This window comes from Geodermatophilus ruber (assembly GCF_900114385.1).
GTDB lineage: Bacteria > Actinomycetota > Actinomycetes > Mycobacteriales > Geodermatophilaceae > Geodermatophilus > Geodermatophilus ruber.
This window is the reverse complement of record NZ_FOSW01000003.1, coordinates 322,325-348,957: the sequence shown is the minus strand read 5'-3', so window position 1 is coordinate 348,957 and position 26,633 is coordinate 322,325. Positions and strand designations below refer to the sequence as shown.

General features: G+C 73.6%; 18 protein-coding genes. 5 read left to right on the top strand and 13 right to left on the bottom strand.

Translation table 11 applies throughout. The features are described from left to right. Positions 1 to 28: 28 nt before the first annotated feature. Positions 29 to 1,522, bottom strand: coding sequence for an ABC1 kinase family protein (locus BMZ50_RS06740; protein WP_143087109.1), 1,494 nt, complete (start codon positions 1,520 to 1,522; stop codon positions 29 to 31). A gap of 460 nt (positions 1,523 to 1,982) precedes the next feature. Between BMZ50_RS06740 and BMZ50_RS06735 the strand changes: the two genes are divergently transcribed. Continuing rightward, on the top strand, positions 1,983 to 2,951 hold the full coding sequence (locus BMZ50_RS06735; protein WP_091322520.1) for an MsnO8 family LLM class oxidoreductase: 969 nt from the start codon (positions 1,983 to 1,985) through the stop codon (positions 2,949 to 2,951). Positions 2,952 to 3,048: 97 nt separating this feature from the next. Here the strand turns inward: BMZ50_RS06735 and BMZ50_RS06730 are convergent, their stop codons facing one another. Beyond that, positions 3,049 to 3,501, bottom strand: coding sequence for a VOC family protein (locus BMZ50_RS06730; RefSeq protein WP_091322519.1), 453 nt, complete (start codon positions 3,499 to 3,501; stop codon positions 3,049 to 3,051). 770 nt (positions 3,502 to 4,271) lie between these two features. On the opposite strand from BMZ50_RS06730, the gene BMZ50_RS06720 reads away from it, so the two are divergent. Beyond that, positions 4,272 to 5,483, top strand: coding sequence for a PAS domain-containing protein (locus BMZ50_RS06720; RefSeq protein ID WP_143087108.1), 1,212 nt, complete (start codon positions 4,272 to 4,274; stop codon positions 5,481 to 5,483). Between the two features lie 94 nt (positions 5,484 to 5,577). Then, positions 5,578 to 7,224, top strand: coding sequence for a LysR substrate-binding domain-containing protein (locus tag BMZ50_RS06715; protein ID WP_143087107.1), 1,647 nt, complete (start codon positions 5,578 to 5,580; stop codon positions 7,222 to 7,224). A 184-nt stretch (positions 7,225 to 7,408) separates the two neighbouring features. On the opposite strand, the gene BMZ50_RS06710 is transcribed toward BMZ50_RS06715, so the two are convergent. Beyond that, the gene (locus BMZ50_RS06710) at positions 7,409 to 7,819 is read right to left on the bottom strand and encodes an ATP-binding protein (protein ID WP_091322515.1); all 411 of its coding nucleotides are present in this window, start codon (positions 7,817 to 7,819) and stop codon (positions 7,409 to 7,411) included. Positions 7,820 to 8,059: 240 nt separating this feature from the next. After that, complete coding sequence (locus BMZ50_RS06705) at positions 8,060 to 9,388, bottom strand: PP2C family protein-serine/threonine phosphatase (RefSeq protein ID WP_091322514.1); 1,329 nt, start codon at positions 9,386 to 9,388, stop codon at positions 8,060 to 8,062. 153 nt (positions 9,389 to 9,541) lie between these two features. Here BMZ50_RS06705 and BMZ50_RS06700 point away from each other — a divergent pair, with 153 nt between their 5' ends. Then, positions 9,542 to 11,206, top strand: a complete 1,665-nt coding sequence (locus tag BMZ50_RS06700) for a Na+/H+ antiporter (RefSeq protein WP_091322513.1) — start codon at positions 9,542 to 9,544, stop codon at positions 11,204 to 11,206. A 462-nt stretch (positions 11,207 to 11,668) separates the two neighbouring features. Beyond that, positions 11,669 to 11,854 (top strand): hypothetical protein, encoded by a 186-nt coding sequence (locus BMZ50_RS06695; RefSeq protein WP_091322512.1) that lies wholly within the window; start codon positions 11,669 to 11,671, stop codon positions 11,852 to 11,854. Between the two features lie 585 nt (positions 11,855 to 12,439). Here the strand turns inward: BMZ50_RS06695 and BMZ50_RS06690 are convergent. From BMZ50_RS06690 to BMZ50_RS06650, 9 genes are all read right to left on the bottom strand, one after another. After that, complete coding sequence (locus tag BMZ50_RS06690; protein ID WP_245753424.1) at positions 12,440 to 12,997, bottom strand: DUF5994 family protein; 558 nt, start codon at positions 12,995 to 12,997, stop codon at positions 12,440 to 12,442. A 354-nt stretch (positions 12,998 to 13,351) separates the two neighbouring features. Next, complete coding sequence (locus BMZ50_RS06685) at positions 13,352 to 14,221, bottom strand: hypothetical protein (protein WP_143087106.1); 870 nt, start codon at positions 14,219 to 14,221, stop codon at positions 13,352 to 13,354. 10 nt (positions 14,222 to 14,231) lie between these two features. Continuing rightward, positions 14,232 to 14,843 (bottom strand): RNA polymerase sigma factor, encoded by a 612-nt coding sequence (locus BMZ50_RS06680; RefSeq protein WP_091322510.1) that lies wholly within the window; start codon positions 14,841 to 14,843, stop codon positions 14,232 to 14,234. A 719-nt stretch (positions 14,844 to 15,562) separates the two neighbouring features. After that, positions 15,563 to 17,467 carry a molybdopterin biosynthesis protein gene (locus tag BMZ50_RS06675; RefSeq protein WP_281245408.1) on the bottom strand — a complete coding sequence of 635 codons (1,905 nt, stop codon included), beginning with the start codon at positions 17,465 to 17,467 and terminating at the stop codon, positions 15,563 to 15,565. A gap of 19 nt (positions 17,468 to 17,486) precedes the next feature. After that, positions 17,487 to 18,713, bottom strand: a complete 1,227-nt coding sequence (locus tag BMZ50_RS06670) for a molybdopterin molybdotransferase MoeA (RefSeq protein WP_091322509.1) — start codon at positions 18,711 to 18,713, stop codon at positions 17,487 to 17,489. 9 nt (positions 18,714 to 18,722) lie between these two features. Beyond that, entirely contained in the window at positions 18,723 to 20,426 is a 1,704-nt protein-coding gene (locus tag BMZ50_RS06665; RefSeq protein WP_091322508.1) for an NAD(P)H-dependent oxidoreductase subunit E, read from the bottom strand. Further along, a complete protein-coding gene (fdhF, locus tag BMZ50_RS06660; RefSeq protein ID WP_091322507.1) occupies positions 20,423 to 23,281 on the bottom strand; it encodes a formate dehydrogenase subunit alpha in 2,859 nt (952 codons plus the stop codon). The genes BMZ50_RS06665 and fdhF overlap by 4 nt, the downstream gene beginning before the upstream one ends. A gap of 14 nt (positions 23,282 to 23,295) precedes the next feature. Then, a complete protein-coding gene (locus BMZ50_RS06655) occupies positions 23,296 to 25,098 on the bottom strand; it encodes an aldehyde ferredoxin oxidoreductase family protein (RefSeq protein ID WP_091322506.1) in 1,803 nt (600 codons plus the stop codon). A 4-nt stretch (positions 25,099 to 25,102) separates the two neighbouring features. Further along, complete coding sequence (locus BMZ50_RS06650; protein WP_091322505.1) at positions 25,103 to 25,951, bottom strand: NTP transferase domain-containing protein; 849 nt, start codon at positions 25,949 to 25,951, stop codon at positions 25,103 to 25,105. Positions 25,952 to 26,633: the final 682 nt, after the last annotated feature.

Genomic DNA, 26,633 nt, shown 5'->3' with positions numbered 1-26,633 from the left:
ACACGCCTGCAGCCCTCGCGACAACGACCTAGCGACGGCCGCTCCGGCGCTCCGGGAGATCGCGCCGCAGCATTCCCACAGCGACCCAGACCGCGGTGAGGATAGCCAGGCCGAGGAAGACGATGGTCAGTAACGGATAACCCCAGAGGGTCGAGGCATGAGGAGCCGAGGAGAACAGGGCGGCACTGATGACGAACGCCGCGATCATGACGCCGGCGGTGACCCGGTTGGCCAGCTTCTGCGCACCCCGTATGACCGATCCCTCGTCCAGCCCTTCCAGGCGCAGGTTGACGCGCCCCTCCGCGAGTGACTCCAGCACCTTGTTGAGGCGGTTCGGCAGCTGCTCGGCGAACGCGGCGGCGTCGAGCGCCGAACGCATCACCTTGGCCGGCCGGACCTTCTCGGCCATCCGGTGGCGCATCACGGCGGCCGCATGCGATTCGATGATCTCGTCGATCCGCACACCGGGGTCGAGGGTGCGGGCCACCTCGTCGAGGTTGAGGAGCGACTTGGCCAGCATCGTCAGCTCGGCGCCGGGGCGGAGCCCGCACGACGAGGCCGCCATGGCGAGCTCGACCAGGCTGCGGCCGGCCGACAACTCGCCGACGGTGGCGCGTCCGTACCGCAGCAGCAGGTCCGCCACCCGCGTGCGCAAGGCCTCGGGGTCGTAGTCGTCGAGGCGGTCGCCGAGACGTTCCAGGGCGTCGGCCGCGGCCGAGGAATCGCCCGACGAGATGGCGAGCAGGAGCCGCGACAACTGGTCCTGGATCTCCGGGGACAGCCGGGCGACCATTCCCAGATCGATGAGGGCCAGGCGTCCGTCCCGAGTCAGGAGGACGTTGCCGGGGTGGGGATCGGCGTGGAAGAAGCCGTGCACCAGCACCTGGTGCAGATAGGCGCCGAGGAGCTGATCGGCGAGATCCTCGCTGTCGAGCTCGGTACGGCCCAGGGGGGTCAGCGAGTCGACGCTGCGCCCGTCCACGTAGTCCATCGTCAACACCCGCGAGGTGGTGTAGTCGTCAACGGGCCGCGGGACGACGATCCGGTCGTACTCGGCGAGGGCGTCACCCAGCACCTCGAGATTGGCGGCCTCCCGGCGGTAGTCCAGTTCCCCCACCAGGGACGCACGGAACTGCTCGACCATGGAGCCGAAGCCCAGGCGCGATGCCCTCTCCGAGTGGTTGTCCACGAACTCGGCGAGCTCGGCGATCACTTCCATGTCCTCCAGCGCCCGACGGCGAATGCCCGGCCGCTGGACCTTGACCGCCACGGGCCGGCCGTCCCGCAGCGTCGCACGATGCACCTGCCCCAGCGAGGCGGAGCCGATGGGATCCGGCTCGAAGCTGCCGAACGCGTGGGTGATCCGAACCCCGAGCTCCTCCTCGATCACCTTCTCGGCCACGCCGCGTTCCATGGGCTCGACGTCGTCGCGAAGCCGGGACAGGGCCTCGAGGTACACCGGAGGGAGCAGGTCCGCCCGGGTGGAGAGCAGCTGTCCCAGTTTGATGAAGGTCGGCCCCATGCGGACGAGCTCCTCGACGAGCTGAACCGCGTCCGCCTCGGTGACCTCGCTCCCGTCGGGTGCGTACCCGTCGAGATCGAGATCCGAGGTCTGGCCCGGCCCGGTCAGCGGAGCCCCTCGGTGCTTGAGGAGCAGTCGGCCGAGGGTGGCGTAGCGGGCCGCGTGCCCGACGTCGAGATGGGAACCCACACGGGGGGACTACCAGGTAGGGGGCCCCTTGACTCCTGGCCGCAGCGGTCGGGCGACAGAAATGCCGGATGGGGTGAATCCACACCGCGCACCGCGATGGGGGAGCAGTCCCCCAGACGCCGTCCCGGTGGGGGAGCGGCGCGGTGTGCTGACGGGTCCGGAGCCTGACCGGCTGACGCTCCGTAGCCCGGCCGGGGTGGTGCCGTCGAGGTAGTCCCTGCTCAGGGGCTGGATCGGAAGCCCGCCGGGGCATCGCCGGTTGGCCGGTGGTGTGAGGCTCTCGCTGCTCGACCGATCCCGCACCCGCACCGGCCAGCCGGAGGGGGCTGCCCTGACGCACACCGTGGAGCGGGCGGTCGCGGCGGAGCGGCTGGGCTACTCCCGGTTCTGGGTGGCCGAGCACCACGGCGTCCCGGGCATCGCGTCCGGAGCGCCGGCGGTGCTGCTTGCGGCGATCGGGGCGCGCACGGCGGCGATCCGGCTCGGATCGGGCGGAGTGATGCTGCCCCACCACCAGCCACTCGTCGTGGCCGAGCAGTTCCTGATGCTGGCGGCTCTCCACCCGGGCAGGGTCGACATCGGACTGGGCCGCTCACTCGGCTTCACCGCACCTGTTCGCCGTGCGCTGCGCCGTCCCGATGACGCGCCGGATTCGTTCGCCGACGACCTCGCCGAGGTCCGGGGCTACCTCGAGCGGACCGCGCCGGTCACCGCGCGCCCGCTGGTGGACGAGCCCCTCCCGCTCTTCGTGCTCGCCACCGGACGCGGGATCCAGGTCGCCGCTCGGCTGGGGCTTCCGGTCGTGCTGGGCGGTCCGGTGCTTACCCGGCCCGACCTCGGTGACCTGCTCGCTGCCTACCGCCGCGAATTCCGCCCCCACCGGGGCAGCCGGCCCCATGTCACCGTCTCGGTCGACGTGCTGGTCGCCGACACCGATGCGGAGGGCCGTGAGCTGGCCCTGCCGGAGGTGTGGGCGATGGTCCGCTCGCGCCGCACCGGCGTCTTCGACTCCCTCGAGCCGGTCGCGTCCATCCGCCACCAGCGCTGGGACGACCAGGACGCCGATCGGGTGGCGCGCGGCCTCGACGCCGTCACGGCCGGTGGGCCGGCGACGGTGCGTCGCCGGCTCGAGCAGCTCGTCGATCGCACCGGCGCGGACGAACTGCTCGCCAGCGGCGCCACCTACGATCGCGCGGCGCTCGCCGCCTCCGACGCCTCGCTCGCGGCACTCCTGACCTGATCGGGCGAGACATGCGCACACGGCTCCATGCGCCGCGGTGACCCACAGGGGTGTGTCCAAAGGTCGCTGCCGGACGGAGACGTGTCGAGGCGTCGGCCTACTGGGCCGCCACCACGAACTCCGCCGCGCCCTGCCGCGCATCCGCCGGGTTCATCCACATGACCTGCCAGCCGTGCCCGTCGAGGTCGAAGAAGCTCCGCGAGTACATGAACCCGTGGTCCTCGGGGCCGTCCGCCTCCACACCGCCCGCGGCCAGCGCGGCCGCGGCGACCGTGTCGACCTCCTCGCGGGTCTGCACGTTGAAGCTGAAGAGCGCCAGTGCGTGCGTGGTGGGATCGGCCATCGGCCGGTGCGAGTACTGCGCGAAGGTCTCGTGGCTGCCGAGCATGACGCGGGCCTGCTCTCCGACCACCATGCAGGCGGCGGTCTCGCCGGAGAAGTTGGGGTCGAAGGTGAAGCCGAGCGCCGCGAAGAACGCCTTGCTGCGCTCGAGGTCCGCAACGGGGATGGTGACGAACAGGTGGCGGGCGGGGTGGGCAGATGTGGTCACGGCGGATCTCCAGGTCGATGCGGGACGGGTACGACCGGATGGACCGCGCGGGCCCGCGAAGCTCATCGGTGGGGCCGGACGCGACCGTTCCCGGTCACGGCTGCCAGCCGCCGGCCGGGAGCGATGGCCCGCCCCGGCGGGCGCAACCCGACCACCCGGACGGCGACTTGGATGTCATCCGGCCGACTTGCTGGATCACGCCCCGTGGGGCGGTGCGAAGCGGGTCGCGGCATGGGTTGCCCGGGCGGGGTCGGTGCCGGCGATCTGCATTTCGCCATACGCGAATGAGTGGTGACGAAAGCAGTGCATGAGGTCGCCACGGCCTGGGAAGACATGCGCCGAACGGTGAAGAGCTTCCAGAACAGCGGTCGGGGCGGGACGGCCGTGTTCGTGCGAGAGGGAGATGCCGCCGATCACCGTCAGCGGGAGACGATGACGGCAGCGAAGGCGCAACACCGAGAGTTGAAGAGGCAGCTCCTACCTGACCACGACCACCGACGAGGCCCCGCTGGGTCATCAGTCGTCGAGGACGGCCTGCTCCCGGGAGCCGAGGGTGTCCAGCCGGAAGCGCTCGCCGATCCGGCGGGTAAGCCGGTACTCCTCAGCATCTGGTACCCGTAGGTCCGGCCCCCACCCGCAGCGGAGGATCCGCCGGGCTGACGCGCAGGGGCTCGCCCGCCGGGAGCAGCGTGCTGCATACTCTCGCCGCCACCGACCCACCCACCTCCCGGGATGGGCCGGTCCGCGCGCCGTGCTTGGAGGAGGTCGCCGTGCACCACGCGTTGAGGGCCATGGCCGAGAGGCCGGAGTTCCTCGATGGGTCCGCCGCTTACGTGCTGCTCGACGTCAACCTTCGGATTCGGGCGGTCAACGACGCCTATCTGGCCACCAGCGGGCGGGACCGCACGGCGCTGCTCGGCGAGGTCCTCGTCGAGGCGTTCCCCGACAACCCCGACACCCCGGCGGCGCACGGGGTGCGCAACCTGACCGCGTCCCTGACCCACGTGCTGCGCTCGGCGCGACCGCACACCATGCAGGTGCAGCGGTACGACGTCGAGCCGGTCCGGGGCTCGGGACTGTTCGTCGAGCGGACCTGGAGTCCGGTGAACATCCCCGTCCTGGACGAACGAGACCGGGTGACGGGAATCCTGCACCACGCCCAGGACATCACCGCGCTGGCACAGCTCACTGCGCCCTGCCCGGCACCGGGGGCAGCCGTGGCGGCCGCGCGACTGCGCGAGGCACTGACGGCGCTGGTCGTGGCGCGAGGGCCGGCTGGCGCCTCTCCTGCCGTCGTGCGACGTCGGCAGCTGTGGGAGGCCGTCTGCGACCGCGTCAGCGACCGCGCCTGGCGTGGCTGGTCCCATGCGCTGTGCCGCGCCGTCGTGACGAACCTGGCGGGAGTCGACGGGGCGGCGGTCACGGCGTGCCTCGGCGACGGCCTGCAGGAATCCCTGGCGACGACCGACCGGTGGACGGCGGCCCTCGAGGAGCTGCAGTCCACCCTCGGCGAGGGCCCCACGTTCACCGCCCTCACCGATCGGGCGCCGGTCTTCTACGACGTCGCCACGGAGCGAGGCCGCTGGCCCGGCTTCGCGAGGACGCCCGCGACCGCCGGGCTCACCGGCGTGTGGGCGTTTCCTCTCTCCGTCGCCGGCACCGTCCTCGGCACGCTGACGATGTACCGCCGCGCCCCGGAGCCCGCCGGCCCCGACGAGTGGATCGACGCCGCGGTGCTCGCCGACCTGGCCGGGGTGGCCGTGCTCGCCGACCTCGACCGGATCGACACCGAGCTGCTCGTCCCGGATGGCACGACCGGCTCCTACCGCGAGGTGTCGCTCGCCGCCGGGATCGTCTCGGCGCAGCTGGGGCTCACCATCGACGGTGCGCTCAGCGCAATCCGGGCCCGTGCGTTCGTGATCGACCGGACGCTCACCGAGGTCGCCCGCGACGTGGTCGACGGACGGCTGCGGCTGGACTGAGCAGCGGTGGCGGCGCCCATCCATCGTCTACGACGATGGCGACCAGTGGATACCCGTGATTGCTCTGCCGTCCCCGGAATGTGCATCTAATCAGGTGGAGTTGAGGCAGCTCGAGCACTTTCTCAGCGTGGTGGAGGAGGGGTCGTTCACCGCCGCCGCGGCACGGGTCTACATGGTGCAGTCGAGCCTGTCGGCCTCGTTGCTGGCCCTCGAACGCGACCTGGGCACGACCTTGTTCATCCGCGGCCGCCGGGGCGCCGAGCTGACCGACGCCGGCCGGGCCTTCCTCGCGCCGGCGCGGGCGATGGTCGAGCAGGCAGGACGTGCGCGGGACGCCGTAGCGGAGGTCGAGGGCCTGCTGCGCGGCACGGTCCGCGTCGCCTTCGTGGTCCCCCCGCGCATCATCGACGTGGTCCAGACGCTGCGCGGCTTCCACCAGGAGCACCCAGGCGTGCAGGTCCGATTGCTCCCGGCCGATGCGAGAACCGCCCCGGACCTGGTGGCCAGCGGGCAGGTCGACTTCGCCCTCGCCCCCCGAACCGACCGCCCAGGGTCCACACTCCGCTTCGACCCGCTGGTCCACGACCAGCTCGTCGTCCTCTGCCCCGCAGGTCACCGGCTGGCCGGCGCGCGCGACGTGCATCCTCGGGAGCTCATCGGCGAAGCCGTCATCGACCTGCCCCGGGCACAGCTCGCGCGCCAGCTGTTCGACTCTCTGCTGGCCGAGCACGGACTGCAGCGGGAGATCCGGCTCGAGGTCGATACCTGGCTCGGCGTCCTCGCCCTGGTGCACCAGGGCATGGGCATCTCCTACGGCCCCGCGTCGAGTGCCAACAGTGAGGTCTTCGGCCGGGTCGACGTCGCGACGCTGGCCGACGCGCCCCTGTGGGAGCTGGGCATCGTCTACCGGGACGAGGCGCTGCGCGGAGCAGCGGGCCGCGCCTTCCTCACCGCCTTCCGGCGGGCGCTGCCCGGCGCGAACCGCTCCTACCCGAACGTGGCCGTCCCACCGGGGCGCCTCCCCGGGCGACCGGTCCTGGAGCAGTCCCTGCCGCGGCTGCTGGGCACCGCCGCGGACCTGGCGAAGACGTCGGTACCCGGAGCTGCCGAGGTGTCGGTGACCCTGCTGGTCGAGAACCAGGCGACCACCGTGGCCAGCACCGGACAGCTCGCCCTCGAGCTCGACGCCTGCCAGTACGAGCAGGACGACGGCCCCTGCCTGCACGCGGCCCGCTCCGGTGAGCCGACCGAGATCCCCGACAGCCGCACAGAGCCCCGCTGGCCGGCGTACGCCCGGAGCGCCACCGGGCACGGCGCGCTGTCCGTCCTGTCCGTGCCGCTCGTCATCGACGCCGACGGGCCGGTCACCGGATCACTGAACATCTACGCGACCGGGCCGCAGGTCTTCGGCTCCGCCGGTCGGGCGGCAGCCGCCCGCGTCGCCGACTTCGCGGCCGCCGCAGCAGGGAGCGCCTCCGCCTACCGTGGCGCCCGGAACCAGGTCGAGAACCTGCGAACCGCGCTGACGTCCCGGGCGGTGATCGAGCAGGCCAAGGGCATCCTGATGGAACGGGGCAAGCTGACCGCCGAGCAGGCCTTCCGGGCGCTCAGCGAGGAGTCGATGGCGGCCAACGTGAAGGTGCGCGTCCTGGCCGAGCAGCTCGTCCTCACCGGCCAGTTCCCCGACCGTGCTCCCACAGCCAGGACTCGGTCGCCTGCCCGCCGCCGGCCGCGGAGTTAGGCGGAGGCGGCGCCGTGTCAGCCAGCCGGACGAAGTAGCGGTCGCCCCATGGACGTTCATGGAGAGCCGGCGGCGGGATCGTGGGCCCGAAGGGCGCGCCGCCGGCCCGGCGGAGCGGAAGCGCAGGGCCGGGGTAGCAGAGCCCGATCCCTCATGACCGGGCGCCGGACGGCGCTCGGGCCGGTCAGCGTACGACGACGCGGGGGAGCAGCGCCCAGACGTGCTTGCACTCGTGCTCGGCCACCCAGCCGTAGCCCGTGGCGTACGCCGCAATGACGAACAGGCCGTACCCGCCCTGGCCGGCGGGGCGGCCCGGATCGGGCGAGGGCGGGGCGCCGACGGCCGCGTCCATGACGTCGACCAGCCAGTGGTCGGGCAGCGGGCACACCCGCAGCCCGACGGGCAAGCGGCCGTGGCGCAGCCCGTTGGAGGCCAGCTCGTCCAGCGCCAGCACCAAGCGCTCGGCCGCCTCGCTGTCCGGCGGGGTGGGCCGCACGTCGTCGTCGGCGAGGTGCCGCCGGACGGCGGCCCGCACACCGGGCAGGTCCCCGAGCGTCCTCAGCTCCCAGGTCCAGCAGTCGTAGGCGTGCGGCATGTGGCCGCCGGCCCAGCGGTCGGGGGACTGCCGGGGGACACGGGGCGTCGGTACCCGGAAGCCCTCAACCACGGGAGGCGCCGGAGGGAGGCGTCATGTGCACGGCCGGAGTCCTCGAATTCCTGCGATGGGCGCCGGGGCGACGCGATGGGAAGAGCGCACGAGCAGGACGAGAGGTGTGGGGAGTGGGCGTCTGGCCGCCTCACCCAACCAGGCGCCGGGCTACCGCGCAGCGCGACGTCAGGCGAGCACCGTCCCTGCCGGCACCCCGCCAGGGATGCCGCGTGCCAGCTCGTCGTCCCGGGGCGGTCCGCTCCACTCGACCATGAGCAGCGACGCGTCGTCGCTGGTGCGCCCGCCGCGGCCCTTCAGCAGCGCGTGCGAGAGCAAGCGGACCGATTCCGCCGGGGGCAGCTGCTCCAGGGCGTTCGCCTCGATGAACTGCCGCAACCGCTGCTCGCCGAACTGGCCGCCGCCGGCCACCCGCTCCTCGACGACGCCGTCGGTGAAGAAGAGGACGCGGTCGCCGGGGCGCAACTGTGCCGCGTGGACGTGCGGCGCGGCGTGCCCGAACCCGACCGGCCGGGTGATGGGGCCGCTCAGCTCGTCGACCACGCGGCCGTCGCGGATGAGCAGGCCGCTGGGGTGACCGGCGTTGATCCAGGTCAGCTCGCCCGTGACGGTGTCGAGCTTGCCGAGCATCGCGGTGGCGAACCGTCCGGGGAACGAGGACGCCATGACGCCGTCCATCTCCCGGTACATCTCGGGAAGCGCGCTGCCGTTGATCCGGCCGTGCCGGTAGGCGGCGATCATCAGGGTGGCCATGATGGCCGCCTCGACGCCGTGGCCCATGGCGTCGAACACCGCGAGGTGCAGCGTCTGGTCCTCGAGGGCGTAGTCGAAGCTGTCCCCGCCGACCTCGTAGGCCGGTTCCAGCGCCCCGGCGAGGGCGACGTCGGGGGTGGTCATCACCAGCGGCGGCAGCATCTGCCACTGCAGGTGCGCCGACAGGCTCATCGGGGCCGTCATGCGGGTGCGGGCGAACGTGTCGGTGTACCCGGACTTGGTCACCACCAGGTCGGCGGTCAGGCCGGCGAGGCGCTGGGCCAGCCGGCGGTCGTTGTCGTCGACCTCCGGCAGGGTCAGCGCGAGCACGCCGACGCGGTCGGAGCCGTCGAGCATCGGGACGAAGAGCCGCACGCTGCCGTCGGCCTGATGCACCTCGCACCGTTCGTCGGTGCGGAAGGCGGTACCCGCGGGGCTGTCGTCGATCAGCTCCGCCTCACCGACCAGCCCCGGCCCCTGGAGCGGGCGCAGGGTCGCGTGGTCGAAGTCCTGCAGGTAGATCGAGACGTCGCGCCCGCCCATCTCGGCGATCTCCTGGGCGACCAGCGGGCCCACCAGCCGCGGTGGCATGAGGTGCGCACGGTCGAGGAGGGACCCCAGCAGGCGCTCGCCCAGGCTCTCGCCGCGGGTTCTGCCGCCCGGGTCGGCGAACCCCAGACCGGTCAGCGCGTCGTCCTCCGGGCCGCGGAGGTCACGGTCGATCTGTGCATCGTGCTGCGTCATCACTGCCCAACCGGTCGGTCCGCGCCGATCGCGGCTCATCGACTCTTCACGAGGAGGCGTGCGAGGGCAAGGTCCGGTAACTCACATCGATCCGGCCGGTGGTCGGCCGGCTCCCGACCTGAGCCCGCCCGGCACTCGGACGAGACTGACGCCGTGGACGGCGAATCGACGGTGCTGTTGGTGCTCGCCACGGTTGTCGTGATCGTGGTGATCCACCGGATCTCCGAGCGGACGGGGCTGCCCGCCGCGGCACTGAAGACCCTGGTCGGCATCGGGTACGCGTTCATCCCCGGACCGCACATGGTCCTCGATCCCCACCTGATCCTGACGGTGGTCATCCCGCCGTTGCTGTACAGCGCGGCGCTGGACTCCTCGCTGGTGGCGATCCGCCGCAACCTGGGCACGGTGATCAGCCTGTCGGTGCTGCTCGTGCTCGTCAGCGCGCTGGCGGTCGGCGTGAGCTTCGACCTGCTGGTCCCGGGGGCCACCCTGGCCGTGGGCGTCGCGCTCGGCGCCGCGATCGCCCCGCCCGATCCGGTGGCCGCACTGGCGGTGGGACGCCGGGTCGGGCTGCCGCCCCGGCTGCTCACCCTGATCCAGGGTGAGGGCCTGCTCAACGACGCCACCGCGCTGACCCTCCTCTCGGTCGCGGTCGCCGCGGCCACCAGTGGATCCTTCTCTCCCGGCGCCACCGCGCTCCAGTTCGTCCTGGCCTCCGTCGGCGGCGTCGCGGTCGGGCTCCTGGTGGCCACCGCCGTCCGCGGGATCCGCCGCCTGTGGCAGGACCCGCTGACGCTGAACGCGGTCTCCCTGGTGACCCCGTTCGGGGCCTACCTGCTGGGCGAGGCGCTGCACGTCTCCGGGGTGCTGGCCGTGGTGGTGGCCGGACTGGTCATCGGCCACGACACCCCCCGCAGGGTGTCCGGTGCCAGCCGGCTGCAGGTCGACGCGGTCTGGCGGCTGGTCGACTTTCTCCTCGAGGGGTTCGTCTTCCTGCTCATCGGCATGCAACTGCCGGCGGTCGTGGCCGGGTTGGGCCAGTACGACATCTCGACGGTCGTGCTCGCCTCCCTCCTCACCGTCGGCGTCGTCCTGCTGGTCCGTCCGCTCTGGCTGGTGCTCACGCTGCTGCTGCCGCAGTCCCTGCACACCCGCCTCGGCCGCGCGGACGGCGACACCGCGGACCGCCCCGAGGACAGCCGCGACCGGGCCGTCGAGCGGTTCTCCGGCCGTGAGCTGGTCGTGCTGAGCTGGGCCGGGACACGGGGAGTCATCAGCCTGGCGGCGATCTCGACGCTGCCGATGACCACGGAGAGCGGCGCCCCGTTCCCGCTGCGCGACCTCCTGCTGTTCTGCACCTATCTCGTCGTGCTGGTCACGCTCGTCGGCCAGGGGCTGACGTTCGCGCCGCTCGTCCGCGCACTCGGCCTGCACGCCAACGCCGCCGACCAGGCCCGGCTGCAGAACCGGGCGCGCGCAGAAGCCGCGCAGGCCGGGCTCGAGCAGCTGGACGAGCTGGAGCGGGAGGACCACGACCCGGTCGACAGGCAGATGATCAACGCCCTCCGCAACCAGCTGGAGAGCCGGCTGCGCAAATACCGGCAGCGGTTGGACGTGCTGGCGAACTCCTCGGACGGGGTCCCGTTCAACCCGCACTACGAGGCGGGGGTGCGGGCGCAGCGAGCCGTCCTCGACGCCGAGCGCGAGAGATTGGTGCACCTGCGAGACGTCGGCCAGCTGCCCGACTCGGGCCTGCGGGTGCTGGAGCGGGAAATCGACCACCAGGAGGGCCTGCTGCCCACCCCCGCCCGGCGATGAGCACGACGCCGCACACCCCCGGCGCACTGCGTCGGGGTTCGTCCCGAAAAGCCGGATTCGTTTCCCCGAATCCGGCGCTCGGGAGAACCCGCAGCTCAACCACGGAGGGCCTGGTCAGACGACCGGGTCCTACGTGATTCTGCGGCTCTCGTCATCGTCCGCGCCGCCCGTTCCACGGCAGCCGGCAGCCGGCAGGCGACAGGCCGGCGTCGTTGGGCCAATCGGCGGCCGGAAGGGTTCTCAGCCGGCGGTGACGGAGCTGCCGGGAAGCTCGCTCTGCTGGACGCGGCCGTCGAATTCGGCGGGCGGCTGCCGGAGCTGTTCTGCGGGTTCGCCCCTCGACAGAGGAAGGTGTTCGTGGCCGGTACCCCTACGCCGGTCGGCGGCGATGACGTGTGTGGGTCGCGTTCATGTACGCGGCCGGCCGTCCGTATCGACCACTCGCGGACAGGTCCACGCCCGATGGATGAGGAGAGCGAACACTTGATGTTGTGGCCGGCCCTGGCCTTGATCGGATTCCTGGTACTGACGGCCTTCGTCGTCGTCCTGGGCACCGTGTCGACGGATCGTTACGAGAGAGAGCAGCAGGCGCGGACCATGTCCGCCCGGCCTGCCGCGAAGTCGATCGGCGTCGCCCCGACCACCTGACCTACGACCGCCCCCGCATCCCGATCCGTTCACGTTCCGTGGCCGACGTGCGGGCTACACCTCACCCATGGCGGGCGGGCGCTATGGATGGCACTGCGCGGCCGGCCGCGGTCGGCAACTCCTCCGCCGAACCCCGGGAGTGGGGGAGTGGACGCGGCGGCTGCAGGCCCGACGCGGCCGGGAGGTGAGAGACCGGTCTGGTGGGAGTCGTCCGATGAGACAGGCAATCGCCAGGCTGCGCCCGGAGCGGACTGGCCAGCTCGTTGGCCCCGGCCGGAGCCGTGCCGCGGCCGCGGCACGGCTCCGGCAGAGACCGCACGGTGACGAGGCCCTGCGGGCGGGACCCGTCAACCCGGTGGCGGCGTTGCTCCGCCCTCGCGGCGGCCAGTTCCTACGGTGTCATGGCGGCACCGGGCGAAGTCGCCGTGGGACGGCGCCGCGGTGTCGATCCGTGCTCGACCGCCCGGTCCTCTCACCGGCGACCGCTCATGAGTACCTGTATCGGGATCTCGAGGGCCGCGGCGCCGGCCACGGCCGTCGCGGTCGTGGCAATCGCCACCCCGTGTACACCGGCGGATGCCGAGCTCAGCTCGTCGCGAACCCGCGCGAGAGCTGCCTGTCCCGCTGATGGGGCACCGACACCTGCGGGGCCGGTGTCGCCCGAGCAGTGGCCAGCACGATCTGTGGCGAGCGGGGGAGGCCTCGGCGGGTGCAGCACAATCGGAGCGCGCGGGCGCCGGTGAGCGCATCGGTCTCCGGCGGCACCACGAGCAGATCGGCGCGCCGGGAGCCACCGGCCCAGGTGACACTGACGACCTGGGGGTCCATGCTGCGGAAGCCACCGGCGCGGACCACCCCGTCCGCGACCGCGATCCTGCGCGGGAGCAGTGGCCAGGCCGCCAGGGAGTACGCGAACCGCTCGACCCGGACGCCCCGTCGGCTCAGCTCGGCGATCAGCTCCGGCAACTCGGCGGCCAGGTCGTACCGGCGCGGCCACCATGCACCGTCATACGTCGCGGACCCCCACCCCGCATCGGCCCGGAGGCTGACCCGGACGTCGATGCCTGCCCGGAATCCGCCGTCCAGGCCCGGGCGGTTGTTCGGCCCACACTGGTGGGGCTCGTCGACGTTCGGACAGGACATCGGGTGCCTTCCCCCTGAAGAAGTCATGACGCGGCACAAGAGAGGTGAGATCACCGCCCACCTGCCACCCGGCGGCACGGAACGGCCGACGGGGGAGGCGAGGCGGGGCCATCTCACCCAGGTCATCGCCGGCTCCCGGTGTAGGGGTACGCCGGCGCCGGAGTTTCTCGCGTCACGCTGTCCCCGCTGGGCCACGCTCCCGCCCCAGCGGGGACGTCGAGCAGGGAGACGCGGAGGGCCGCCTCCGGCCTGCCGGCGCTTGTGGCTGCGGCAGCGCGGGGGCAGTCATCGCCGCCGCCCGAGACCTTGCCCCTTGTCGCTGACCAGAAGGGCGAGGCTACCGAGGCGACAGCGTCACCGGTGACCCTGGCCGTGAGCGGCGCCCCGGGAGGCGTCCGCCTCCCCGTGCCCGGCCTGTTGGCCGGCCGAGCCCTTGGTCGAGGGCGTCGCAGAACTGTTGCGCGTGGTGTGGGTGGGGTCCTGCGCGCGCCCCAGGTCCGTCGTCGCCTGGTGGTCGGCGCGGTGGGCCTGGTAGTAGCGCGCCCACTCGTCCACCTGAGCGGGCGTGAGCGGGTCGTCCTCCACCTGCCGGTGCTGGTTCACGCAGTCACCGAAGGGTTTGCCCGGGTCGCAGTCGTATCCCGTGGGCACGGGACCGGCCGGAGTCGGCGTCGTCTCGTTCCGGCTCTCCGTCGTGGGGGTCCCCGGAGTCCCGGTCGCACTCGCCGTGGTCCGCGGGGTGATCTCGCTCGTCGCCGTCGCCGTCGCCGTCGCCGTCGCCGTCGCCGTCGCCGTCCCCGTCTCGGCCGTCCGTTGCGGGTCGGGCGCCTGGAGCGAGGTGGCTGTCTCGACGACCTGCGCGAAGGCATGCTGCGCTCCGGCGGGGAGGACGCCGGCGGTCCCTGCGCCGGTGACGCCGAGGACGACGATGCCGGCACCGGCGGCGACCCTGGCCACGGCTCCGGCCGAGGCGATCCTGTTGAGGGCGGACCACATGGGAGGTCTCCGCCGCTCGGCCACCCGCGGAGACGTGTCGGGCCGGTCAACGGTCAGACCGGTGGCCAACAGTTCGGCGAGCGCCGGGTTCGGATGGCCCGGCTGGGTGGCGGTGGCCCGCACCGCTTCGGTGAATGCGGCGAGTCCGCTCGCTCCCGGAGGAACGGGCGGGCCGGCGAGGGCGGCCTCGAAGGCCCTCTCGGCAGCGGCGTCAGCTGTTGTGGTCATCTCGTCCCCGTCATCGCGCGACGGCCGGATAGAGGTCCGCCGTCGTCGCACCGTTCACAGCCTCCGCGGGAGAGGCCTCTTCGAGCAGCGCCCGCAGGGTGCGAAGTCCCCGCCGCTGGAGTGCCTTCACGGCCCCGGCCGACCGCTCCATCACCTCGGCGATCTGCTCGATCGTCAGGTCGGCCAGGATGCGAAGCAGCAGCACGGTGCGCTGGTCCTCTGGCAGTTGCGCGCACCACGAGTGCACGTTCTCGGCGCCGACGCGGGCGAGGGCATCGTCCTCGACGTCGCCGCCGATGCTGCCAGCCACTTCGCTCAGCGCATCAGGATGGTCGGCGAGCTGGGGCCGGCGGCTGCGCCGGCGCCAGTCGTCCATGAGCCGCCGGTGGGCGATGGTGAATACCCATGAACGCAGAGCCGCCTCGTCCCCCTGGAAGCGGGCCAACCCGGTGAAGACACCGACGAAGGTCTCGCTGGCCAGGTCGTCGGGCTCGAGCGCGCCGTGCAGACGCAGGTAGCCGGTCACGGCCGGCGACAGGTCGCGGTAGAGAACCTCGAACGCCCACGCGGCTCCCGTCTGCGCGGCCGCCAGGACGTTGTCGAACGGCAGACCCGTTCCCATGCCACTCCTCGCGCCGCCCTACCCGTGCGGTCCGATCGTCAGGTCATGGGCGGCCGCAGACCGGGAGCGGAACCGGATCGGACGGAACTTTTCCGGTCAGGGCGCCCCGCCGGTCACTCCAGTGGTCTTCTCGCACTCCTGACACGTAGACGCGCCGACGTGGCGATGCGCCGGCCCTCATCCGGCCTGTTCAGGTGCGCGTTTCGGAGTGTCAGTCGCAAGGGTCGGGCTCACACGGCCGCGGCTCGGGCAACCGCATCGACGCGTTGCCGCCGAAGGCCCAGCCGCCGGGCGGAGTGGCACCGGCGCTCCGCTGCCCGGAGGGACCGCCGGCGGCGGAGCGGGGGCGGTGAGGCGAGGCATGGCCGGACCCGTCCGGGGCCTGCCGCCGTCGGCGATCACGACGACGGCTCCGCCGCCGACGGCGGCCGCGAGCGCGGTGCGCGCGTCGGTCACGCGCTGCGGCGGGGGAGGGCCAGCGGGCCGTTCGGGCCTGACTGCCGGGAGTCGGTGATCCACCGACTCGGCGGGATGGGGCGAATCCCACTTCGTGGTGTCCGAGGGGCGACACGTCACACCCGCACACGGCTACGGCCGGGATGCGCAGGGGTATGGACGGCCTGGCGGTAGCCGGTCCCGGGATCGGGCAACAGCCCGGCGCGATCCGCAGCAGGGCAGGTCCTCCCGATGGGGCGAGAAGTGGCCAGGAGGACGGCGTCCTACCGGATCCGCCGGCCCGTCTCCTCGGTGCAGTAGCCACCCAGGCCCTCGACAGCGGCGCGGAAGGCGGCCGAGCCCAGCAGCTCCCAGAGCGGGGCCAGCACGGGGGCGTCGAGCAGACCGGCGGTGACGACGAGGTCGTAGGGCTCGGTCGTCACCGGCACGAAGTCCAGAGCGTAGGCGCGGGCCGCCGCGAGGATGCCCAGCCCGCAGTCCGCCCGGCCGGCGGCGACCGCTCCCGCCACCGCCAGGTGGGTGTGCTCCTCGCGGGCGTAGCCCTCGACGTCGTCGGGGGACAGGCCGCGGCGGGTGAGCTCGTGGTCGAGCAGCACCCGGGTGCCGGCGCCCCGCTGCCGGTTCACGTAGCGGACGCCCCGGCGGGTGAGGTCCTTGACGTCCTGCAGCCCCAGGGGGTTGCCCGGCCGGACGATCAGGCCCTGCTCGCGGTGGACCAGGCGCACGACGGCGACATCCCGACCGGCCAGCAGCCGGTCGACGTAGGGCAGCGTGTACTCGCCGGACGCCGGGTCGAGCAGGTGCGACCCGGCCAGGTGGCACAGCTCGTCCCGGACGGCGACCAGCCCGCCGAGCGAGCCGACGTTGGAGGAGGCCAGGCTGATCCGCGGGTCGCGGCGGCGCAGCTCCGATGCGGCCAGGTCGAGCACCAGGTCGTGGGAGCCGATGACCACGATCGTGCGCCTGATCTCGTCCAGGCCGCGCAGCAGGTCGATCTCGACGTCCTCCCCGGCCTGGTGGCCCTCGGTACCGGCGGGGACGACGAGCAGCCCGTCGGCCCGGACGAGGGAGGTGAGCACGCCCGCTCCCCGGGACAGCGGTGTGGCCACGACCCGGCCGGCGACCTCGCCCAGCCGCACCCGGATCCAGTCGTCCATCCCGACCACGGAGGCGAGCTTGCGGGACAGCCGGGCCCGGGTGACCGGGCGGCGCTGCACCGCCGCGCCCTGCAGCGCGGCCAGCAGCGGCGCGGCGAAGATGTCGAACGTCAGGGCCGCCGAGACGGGGTAGCCCGGGCAGCCCACCACCGGGGTTGCGTCGACGAGGCCGAGCACGACCGGATGACCCGGGCGCACGGCGACGCCGTGGACGACGAGGGTGCCGGCCTGCTCGACGACCTGGGCCGTGTAGTCGTCGCGTCCGGCGCTGGAGCCCGCCACCACGAGGACCAGGTCGGACTCGGCGGCCGCGGCGTGGACCGCCGCGGCGATCCGGGCCGGGTCGTCCGGCTCGATGGGCAGGACGACGGCCTCGCACCCGGCCTCCCGCGCCTGAGCGGCCAGCATGAGGGAGTTGGTGTCCGGGATCTGTCCCGGCTCGACCGCCCCCCCGAGCGGCCGGATCTCGTCCCCGGTCGGCAGGACGGCCACGACGGGAGCCCGTCGCACGAGCAGATCGACCGCGCCGGCCGCCGCGGCCGCGGCCACGTCGACAGCACGCAGCCGGTGGCCTTCGGGCAGCAGCAGCTCACCGGCCGCCACGTCCTCGCCCACGGAGCGCACGTGCTGGTAGGGCGGGACGGCGGCGCGGAGTTCGGCGACCGGGCCGGCCGGCGTCCGCTCGTAGTGGACCTGCTCGCGCATGACGACCGCATCACGCGCATCCGGCAGCGGGTCCCCGGTGTCGACCACGTCGTAGGCGTCGGGGGGCAGGCGTAGGGGAGTGGTCTCACTCGCACCCACGGTGGCGGCGGAGGAGACCGCGATGCCGTCCATCGCGGCCGCGTCGAACGCCGGTGAGGAGCGCCGGGCCCACACCGCCTCGGCGGTCACCCTGCCCACGGCGTCGGCCAGGCCCACGCGCACGGCCGGGATGCGTTCGGGGCAACCTCCGGCCGCGCAGGCCCGCCGCCACGCCTCCAGGGCCTGCTCCGCGGGAACGTCCCGGATGAACGGGCTGGTCGTGTCGCTACTGATAGAGCACCACCTCGACCTCGGCGCCGGCGGCCAGCCCGGTGGCTGCCTCGGGCACGAGCACGTAGCCGTCGGCGGCGGCCAGCACCGACAGCAGCGCGGAGTGCCCGAAGATCGGCTCGGCCACCCCGTCGTCCAGGCGCACCTGGACGACGTCCAGGCGCCCGGCGGCCGACGGCACCTGCCGGGCCAGGCGCGCCCGGGTGCGTGGCTCCGGTGGAGGCCGCAGGCAGCCGCCGATCCGGCGGAGCACCGGCACGCCGACCAGGCGGAACACCACCAGGGCCGACAGCGGGTTGCCCGGCAACCCGATGACCGGCACGCCGTCGCACTCGGCGAGCAGGGTCGGCTTGCCCGGCCGGATCGCCAGGCCGTGGCAGAAGATGCCCGGCGGCCCCAGCCCGGCGACGACACCGGCGGTCTCGTCGCGGGCGCCCACCGACGAGCCGGCGCTGACGACGGCGAGGTCGCAGGTCTTCATCGCGGCGCGCAGCGCCTCGTCGAGGAGCCCGGCGTCGTCCGGGACGATCCCCCTCGGGTCGGGTGCGCCGCCCGCGTCGGCGACCAGCCCCGCCAGGGCCACGGCAGTGGCGTCGCGCACCTGCCCGGGCCGCAGTGCCGTGGTCGTGGCCGGCACGACCTCGTCGCCGGTGGAGATGATGGCCACCGCGGGCCGGGCGTGGACGGCGAGCTCGCGCACCCCCGCGGCGGCCAGCAGGCCGAGGTCCTGGGCGCGCAGCGGCCGCCCGGCGGGCACGAGCTCGGCGCCGGCCGGAACGTCCTCGTCGGCCCGCACCAGCCCGTCGCCGGGTGCCGCGGGGCGCACCACCTCGATGGTGCCGGGCATGGCTTCCTGCGTGTACTCGACCATGACGACGGCGTCGGCGCCGGGCGGCAGCGCACCCCCGGTCGGGATGGCCACCGCGGTGCCGGGCCGGACGCCGGTGGTCGGCGTGGCGCCCATGCGGACCGCGCCGATGACGTCGAGGTATCCCGGCAGCCCCTCGGACACCCCGAACGTGTCGGCGGCGCGCACGGCGAAGCCGTCGACGGTGGCCCGGGCGAAGCCGGGCAGCGGGGCGGGCGTGGTCACCGGCGCGGCCGGCACCCGGTGCAGTGCCGCGTCCAGGGGCACGATCTCGACCGCGGAGCGCCGCCCCGGCCGGAACCCCCGGAGGGCCTCGGCCACGGTCAGCGCGGTGAAGAACTCGTGCCCCGGCATGCTCGGGCTCTAGTCCCGCGGCTGCGGCCGGGCCACGGCGCCGCCGCGCTCCAGCCCGAGCACGCTGACCACCGGACCGAGCGCGACCTGCCCGAGCCCGCAGATCGACGTCTTCCGCAGCACCGTCTCCAGCTCCGCCAGCACGGTCCGCCGGCTCTCGTCCAGGCCGCCGTCGGCGAGCGCCTCGGTGAGCAGGACGTACGCCTTGGCCGAGCCCACCCGGCACGGGACGCACTTGCCGCACGACTCGTTCCGGAAGAAGCGCAGCACGTTGGTGGCCGCGGCCAGCAGGTCGGTGCCCTCGGCCATCACCACCATGGCGCCCGAGCCGAGCATCGAACCGGCCTCGGCCAGGGTGTCGAAGTCGAGGCGGACGTCGAGCCGGTCGGGGCCGAGGAAGTTGGAGGAGGCGCCCCCGGGCTGCACCGCCGCGAGCGTGGCGCCGTCGGCCATCCCGCCGGCCGCCTCCAGCAGGCCGCCGACCGTGGTGCCCATCGGCACGCAGTACACGCCCGGCCGGGCCACGTCCCCGGAGACGGCGAAGAACTTCAGCCCGGTCGACCCGCCGACCCCCTGGTCCTGCCACCACCCGGCGCCCCGCTCGACGATGACGGGCACGTCGGCGAGGGTCTCCACCGAGTTCATCAGCGTGGGCCGGCCCCACAGGCCGTAGGTGCCGGGGAACGGCGGCTTGTTCCGGGGCTCGCCGCGGTGGCCCTCCATGCACTCGAGCAGGGCCGACTCCTCGCCGAGGATGTAGCCGCCGGGAGAGGTGAAGATCTCCACCGACAGCCGCCGTCCGCTGCCCGCGACGTCGTCACCGAGCAGACCCTCGCCGCGCAGGAACTCGATCTCCTCCCGGAGCACCGCCTCCTCGGGGCCGTACTCGTGGCGGATGAAGACCCACCCCTCCTCGGCCCCCACGACGACCATGCCGAGCAGCAGGCCCTCGAGCACGAGGTGGGCCTGCTCGGCGAGGATCTGCCGGTCCTTGAACGTGCCGGGCTCGGACTCGTCGGCGTTGCAGACTGCGTACTTCGGCCCATCCGGCTGCGCGGCGACCAGTTTCCACTTCCGCCCGGTGGGGAACCCCGCGCCGCCCATGCCGCGCAGCCCCGCGTCCTCGAGGGCGGTGAGGACGGCGTCGGCGGTGCGCTCACCGGTGACCAGCGACCGCAGGACGCGGTACCGCTGCTCACCCGGCGCGTACGGGTCGTTGGGCCAGGGACCGCCCCGGCCGTCCGGCCCGGGCCGCGCCGCCGGGACCGGGGCCAGCGCACCGGCGCGCGCGGCGGCGACGAGGTCATCGGTCGCGGCCGCCGCGGCCGGCTGGTCGTTCACCGCGACCGCGGGGGCGCGCTCGCAGCGGCCGAGGCAGGACACCTCGACGACCTCGACGTCAGGATCGCCGGCGTAGCGCGTCCGCGTCGCGTCGATGCGGTCCTGCCCGCCGCGCAGCCAGCACGGTAGGTCGTGGCACAGGTGGACGGCGATCGCCGGCGGCGGTTCGGTGCGGTAGTGCGGGTAGAACGAGATCAGCCCCTCGATCTCGTACAACGGCCGTCGGGTGTCGCGGGACAGCGCCTCGAGCTCCTCGCGGGGTAGCCAGCCCCGGCGCTCCTGGATGAGGTTGAGCGCCGGGACGAGGCTCGGGCCGGGGAACTTGCCCGCCCGGGCCTCGATCCCGGGGACGCGCGCCTGCCCGGCGCTCATGCCCCCTCCACCGGCTCGACGTGGACCGCGCAGAACTTGAACTCCGGGATCTTCCCGAACGGATCGATCTCGTCGATGGTCAGCAGGTTGGCCGCGGCCTCCCGGAAGTGGAAGGGGATGAAGCAGTTGCCGCGCGCCTCGCGGTGGGAGACCTTCACGTGCAGCTCGATCCGGCCGCGCCGGGACGCGACCCGCGCCATCCCGCCGTCGACCAGGCCCAGCGCCGCCGCGTCCTCGGGGTTGACGTAGACCTCGGCGCGGGGCGCGATCGTGTCCAGCGCGTACGAGCGGCGGGTCATCGAGCCGGTGTGCCAGTGCTCGAGCAGCCGGCCGGTGTTGAGCACCATCGGGTACTCGTCGTCGGGCAGCTCCCTGGCCGGCAGCCACTCGGCCGGCACGAGATGGGCCAGGCCGTCGCTGGTGTTGAACCGCTCGTCGAACATCACGACGGTGCCGTCGCTGTGCTCCGGGTCGTCGTTCGGGTAGAGCTTGCCGGTGCCGCCGAGGTTGTCGTAGCTCAGGTTGCGGTAGCTCGGCATGAGCGAGACGACCTCGTCGAAGATCTCCCGCGGGGAGGTGTAGTCCCAGTCCAGGCCGAGCCGCCGGGCGACGTCCTGCACCACCCGCCAGTCCTCGCGCGCCTGTCCGGGCGGATCGAGCACCTTGCGGCCGAGCTGCACCCGGCGGTCGGTGTTGGTGTAGGTCCCCTCCTTCTCCAGGTACGAGGTCGCCGGGAGGATGACGTCGGCGAACTCGCCGGTCTCGGTGAGGAAGATGTCCTGCACGACCAGGAAGTCCAGCGCGGCGAGCGCCTTGCGGACCTTGTTGATGTTCGGGTCGGACAGGAACGGGTTCTCACCCATCATGTACATCCCGCGGACGCCGCCCTTCAGCGCCGAGGAGATGATCTCGGTGACGGTCAGCCCGGGTTCCGGGTCGAGGTCGGCGCCCCAGACGCGCTCGAACCGGTCGTGGACAGCGGGCTCGGCGGCCCGCTGGTAGTCCGGGTAGAACATCGGGATCAGGCCCATGTCCGAGGCGCCCTGCACGTTGTTCTGCCCGCGCAGCGGGTGCAGCCCGCTGCCCGGCTTGCCGACGTTGCCGGTGATGGCGCACATCGCGATCAGGCAGCGGGCGTTGTCCGTACCGGTCGTGTGCTGGGAGATCCCCATGCCCCAGAAGATGACGCCGGCACGGGCCTCGCCCCAGATGCGGGCGACCCGGCGGATGGTGTCGGCAGGGACGCCGGTGATCTGCTCGCCGCGCTCGGGCGGGTAGTCGGCGACCGTGGCGGCCAGCGCGTCGTAGTTGGAGGTGCGGGTCGCGACGTAGTCGGCGTCGACCAGCCCGAGGCGGATCACCTCGTACATCACCGAGTTGTAGAACGCGACGTCGGTGCCCGGCTTGAGCTGGCAGTAGATGTCGGCGTGCTCCGACATCCGGTCGGCGCGCGGGTCGACGTAGATGATCGTCGTCCCGGCTCGCTGCGCCTGCTTGAAGAACGACGAGGCCACCGGGTGGTTGGACGGGGCGTTGCTGCCCGCGACGATGGCGACATCGGCGTTGACGACGTCGCCGTAGGTGGTCGACACCGCGCCGGAGCCGATCCCCTCGAACAGCGCGGCGACGCTGGAGGCGTGGCAGAGCCGGGTGCAGTGGTCGACGTTGTTGGTGTGGAATCCGGTGCGGATCAGCTTCTGGAAGAGGTAGGCCTCCTCGTTGGAGCACTTCGCCGAGCCGAACCCGGCGATCGCCCCTGGGCCGCCCTCGGCGTGGATCGCCGTGAGCCGGCGGGCGACCAGGTCCAGCGCCTCCTCCCAGGTGGCCTCCCGGAAGTGCGGCAGCACCTCCTCCATCGGCACCAGCCCGCCGGGCCTGCGGCCCGTGCGGCCCTTGCGCCCGACCTCCTCCTCGCCGCGCACCTCCGCCGACAGCGGGCCCTTGGGGTAGGAGTCCTCCCGCCGGATCAGCGGCGTCGTCAGGCGCTGGGGTGAGGCGGCGTAGTCCCAGCCGTAGCGGCCCTTGACGCACAGCCGGCCCTGCGAGCCGGGCTGGTCGCGCCCTTCGGCGAAGGCGATGGCGCCGCGCTCCCGGTCCACGTAGTAGGTCAGCGCGCAGCCCACCCCGCAGTAGGGGCAGACGCTGTCCACGGCGTCCAGCTCGGTGCGCGGCCGGATCGGCACGTCGCGGATCGGCTTGTTGGTCAGCGCCCCGGTGGGGCAGGCGGCGACGCACTCGCCGCAGGTGACGCAGGAGGAGCTGCCCATCGGGTCGTTCAGGTCGAACGCGATCCGGGTGGTGTAGCCCTTCCCGCTGCGTCCGATGACGTCGTTGCCCTGGATGTCGTCGCAGGCCCGCACGCAGCGGTCGCAGAGGATGCAGCCGTCGTGGTCGACGGCGATCACCGGGTTCGACAGGTCGGTGCCGCGCCCGGAGCCGCGCGGCAGCCGGCCGTCGGCGGGAACCCCGTAGCGGTCGGCCAGCGCGAGCAGCAGGTTGTCACCGGTCGTGGTCTGCTTCGGGTCCCGCTCGCGCGGCGGCTGGTCGACCACGAGCAGCTCGGTGAGCACCGCCCGGCTCCGCTCCACGTCGGGAGTGGAGGTGGCGACGGTCATGCCGTCCTCGCAGGGGCGGACGCACGCGGCGGCGTAGGCCCGGCCGCCGACGTCCACGACGCACATCCGGCACACCCCCACGGGGTCGAACCGTTCGTCGTGACACAGCACCGGGACGTCGATGCCGGCGTCGCGCGCCGCCGTCCAGATCGTCGTCCCTTCCGGCACGGTCACCTCGCGGCCGTCGATGGTCAGCGTGACGGTGCGGGTCAGGTGCTCGGTGGGCGACACGGTCAGCATCTCGGTCCTTCTCCCTAGGTCGCGACCGCTTCGGTCAGCAGGAGGTCGACGGCGCACTCCGAGGTCGGGCGGCCGTCCCGGTCCAGCCCGCGGGCGGCCCAGTAGCCGTCGACCATGGCGCGCAGGGTGGCCGGGGACAGGCTCGCCACCCGCCCCGACCGGAGCGTCAGCGGCTCCTCCAGGAGCCGGGCCGGCAGCCAGTCGTCGGCGGGGGTCCAGCCCTCCCGGAGGTTGAACATCCGCTTGGCCAGGACGATCCGCCGCGCGGTGGCCTGCAGCTCGGTGGCGTCGACGTCCCAGCCCGTGACCGTGCGCAGCAGGCCGGCCCACTCCGCGAAGGGGTCGGTGAAGACCCCGCGCAGGAACTTGCAGAGGATCAGCGAGTCCATGACCGCGGCGCGGTCCTCGGTCTCGACGGTCGCGCGGACGTGCGCCTCCCCACCGGCGAACCGGTCCAGATCGCCGGAGAGGTCGGCCTCGTAGGCGCCGGAGCGGTTGTGGTCGGCCCCGCGGGCGTTCACGGCCAGCCCGAGCGCCATCGCCTGCAGCGTGCGCGGCTCGTAGCCGGGCAGCTCCAGCCCCTTGACCTGCAGGGCGAACCCGGCCGAACCGCGGCCGACCACCGCGGCGGCCCGCCGCGACCCCTCGGCCAGGAGCGCGCCCAGCCCGTCGCGCCGGCCGATCTCGTCCAGCGCACGCAGCAGCGCGGCGCCGTCGCCGAACCGCAGCCACGGCGCGTCCAGCAGACCCCGTTCGGCGCATTCCATCGCCCAGGCGACGGTGCCGCCGGCGGAGATCGTGTCGATCCCCAGCTCGTCGCAGCGGGCGCTGGCGGTGAGCACGGCGTCGGGGTCGGAGACGCCGCACAGCGGGCCCAGCGCGAAGACGTTCTCGTACTCGACCCTGGCCGACTTCCCGCCGCCGGCCCGGTACACGTGCTCGCAGCCGATCGTGCAGGAGGCGCAGCTGTTGCGGGCCACGCGGCGCATCTCGGCGAGGTCCTCCGCGGCGAGCCGGGGCGCCTCGGCGAAGGTGGCGGCGGTGAAGTTGCGGGTCGGCAGGGTGTTGATCGCGTTGAACGTCAGCAGGTTGGCCAGCGTGCCCAGCTCCCGGTACTTCGCGGTGGCCGGGCCGAAGGACCGGGCCCGCAGGTCCCGCGCCGCGGCGAGGACGGCCGCCGGGTCGGCCGGCGCGACCTTCGTGGCGGCGTGGACCGCCACCGCCTTGACGTTCTTCGCGCCCAGCACAGCGCCGAGGCCGCCGCGGCCGGCATGCCGCCCGTCGTGGGAGAGGGTCGCGTACCGGACCCCCCGTTCCCCGGCCGGGCCGATCGCGGCGACCCGCCAGCCGCGGCCCAGCCGGGCCACGAGCTCGCGCTCGGCGTCGGCGGCCGGCAGCCCCCACACGTCGGCGGCGTCCACGAGGCGGGCGCCGGCGCCGTCGACCAGCAGCACCGACGGCCGGGCGCAGCGCCCGCGCACCACGATCGCGTCGTGCCCGGTGAGCTTGCCGGAGATCGCGAAGTGGCTGGAGGCCAGCGCGTCGTTGAGCATCCCCGTCAGCGGTGACTTGGCGACCACGGCGAACTTCGCGCTGGTCGTCAGGGGGGTACCCACCAGCGGGGAGAACACGAAGGCCAGGGGCGCCTCCGGCGCCAGCGGGTCCACCCTGGCCGGGGCCAGCCGGTGCAGCAGCCAGGTGCCCAGCCCGGCGCCACCGAGGTAGCCGCGCAGCACCGGCTCGGGCAGCGCCAGGGACGAAGCCCGGCCACCCGTCACGTCGACGAGGAGCGCTCGGCCGAAGTAGCCGCCCGGCACCGCGTCACCCCCCGGCGTCCGAGGAGATGAACGCCACGGTGTCGCCGGCGGTCAGGGGCAGATGGTCGTCGCGGGTGATCTGCTCACCGTTGAGCGCCGCGAGCACGTGCCGGTCCAGGGACAGCGAGATCGCGGCCGCGGCCCGGGCCAGCGTGGCCGCGCGCACGGCGTGCGGGCCGCTGCCCCGGCGGCCGGCAGCCGACCCGAAGCACTCGACGGTGACGGCCGGCTCGGGGCGGGCCCGCGCCACCTCGTACTCGCCCGGCTCGTTGACGTTCACCACGGAGTCGAGGTCGGGGTCCAGCGCCGCCACCTGCGGATCGGTCCGCAGCGCGGCGTCGTCGAGGCGGACGACCCGGCACTTCTCGAACAGGAACGCGGGCCGGAGCCGGTCGGCAGCCAGGAGGCTCTCGACCAGCGGGGCCAGGCTGGTGCGGTAGGCCGCGGCCAGCGGTTGGGGATACCCGCGAGCCACGGGCAGCGCGACGTCGACGTCCGGGCCCACGGCACCCAGGACGGCGTGGATGAACGCCGGGTGCAGGAACGGCAGGTCGGTGGAGCAGATGAAGGCCACGTCGGCCCGCTCGGCCAGCGCCGCGAGCCCGACGGCGATCCCCTGCAGCGGTCCGCGGCCCTCGTACGGGTCCTGACGGATCTCGGTGTCCGGAGGAAGGTCGGGCAGCTCCTGCCCGGGGGCGCGCACCACGACGACCGGGCCCGCGATGGCGCGGGCGACGATCGACACCGTCCGGCGCAGCAGGGTCGAGCCGTACCACTCCAGGGCTGACTTGGGAGAACCCATGCGGGAAGAGCGCCCGCCCGCGAGCACCACGCCGGCTCTCCGCTCGGCCATGAGGGGATGCTAGACCCGCGGCATGCCTCCGTCCTCGGGCCTCGTCCTCGTCCGACCCCCCTCAGCCGTGCCGTCCTGCGGGAGCGTGGGACCCGCAGCCGGGCCCTCACCGCTTCGCGCCGGGCGCGGCCGGCTCGACTGCGGGTCGTCGGAGTGCGGCACGCCGTTCCGGGGGGCGACCCGCCGCGTGCACCGACCCGACATCGCGCCGGTTCAGGCGGTGGAGCACCAGGGACGCAGCAGGCCATCCCGCCGGGGTGAGGTCAGCGGGGCGCCGCCCGTGGAGCGTGGGAGAGCAGGGTGCCCCTGATCCGTCGCCAGGATGACCTGACGGTGGGGCTCCCGTCGAGGAGGGGAGCCGCGAGATGGTCACCACGACCGGGCGCCCGCCGGCCACGCGGGCCCCCGAGGAACGGCAGATCGGTGCGGGCGGCGCACCGGCGGTGGACCGGGGGCCGCGCCCGGTGGTGCGGGCGGCGGAGGGCGTGCTGGGCGCCTGTGGGTTCGTCCTGCTCGGTCTCGTCATGCCGGTCGCAGCCATCCCTGCCGGCCTGCTGCTGGTCCTGCGTCGGCGGGCCCGGACCGCGCAGGCGAGCGTGGCACCGCCGGCGAGAGGCCCAACCCCGGCATCCGGGTCCGGGGTCACGACCCGCAAACCGATGGCGGGGGAGCGAGCGGTCGA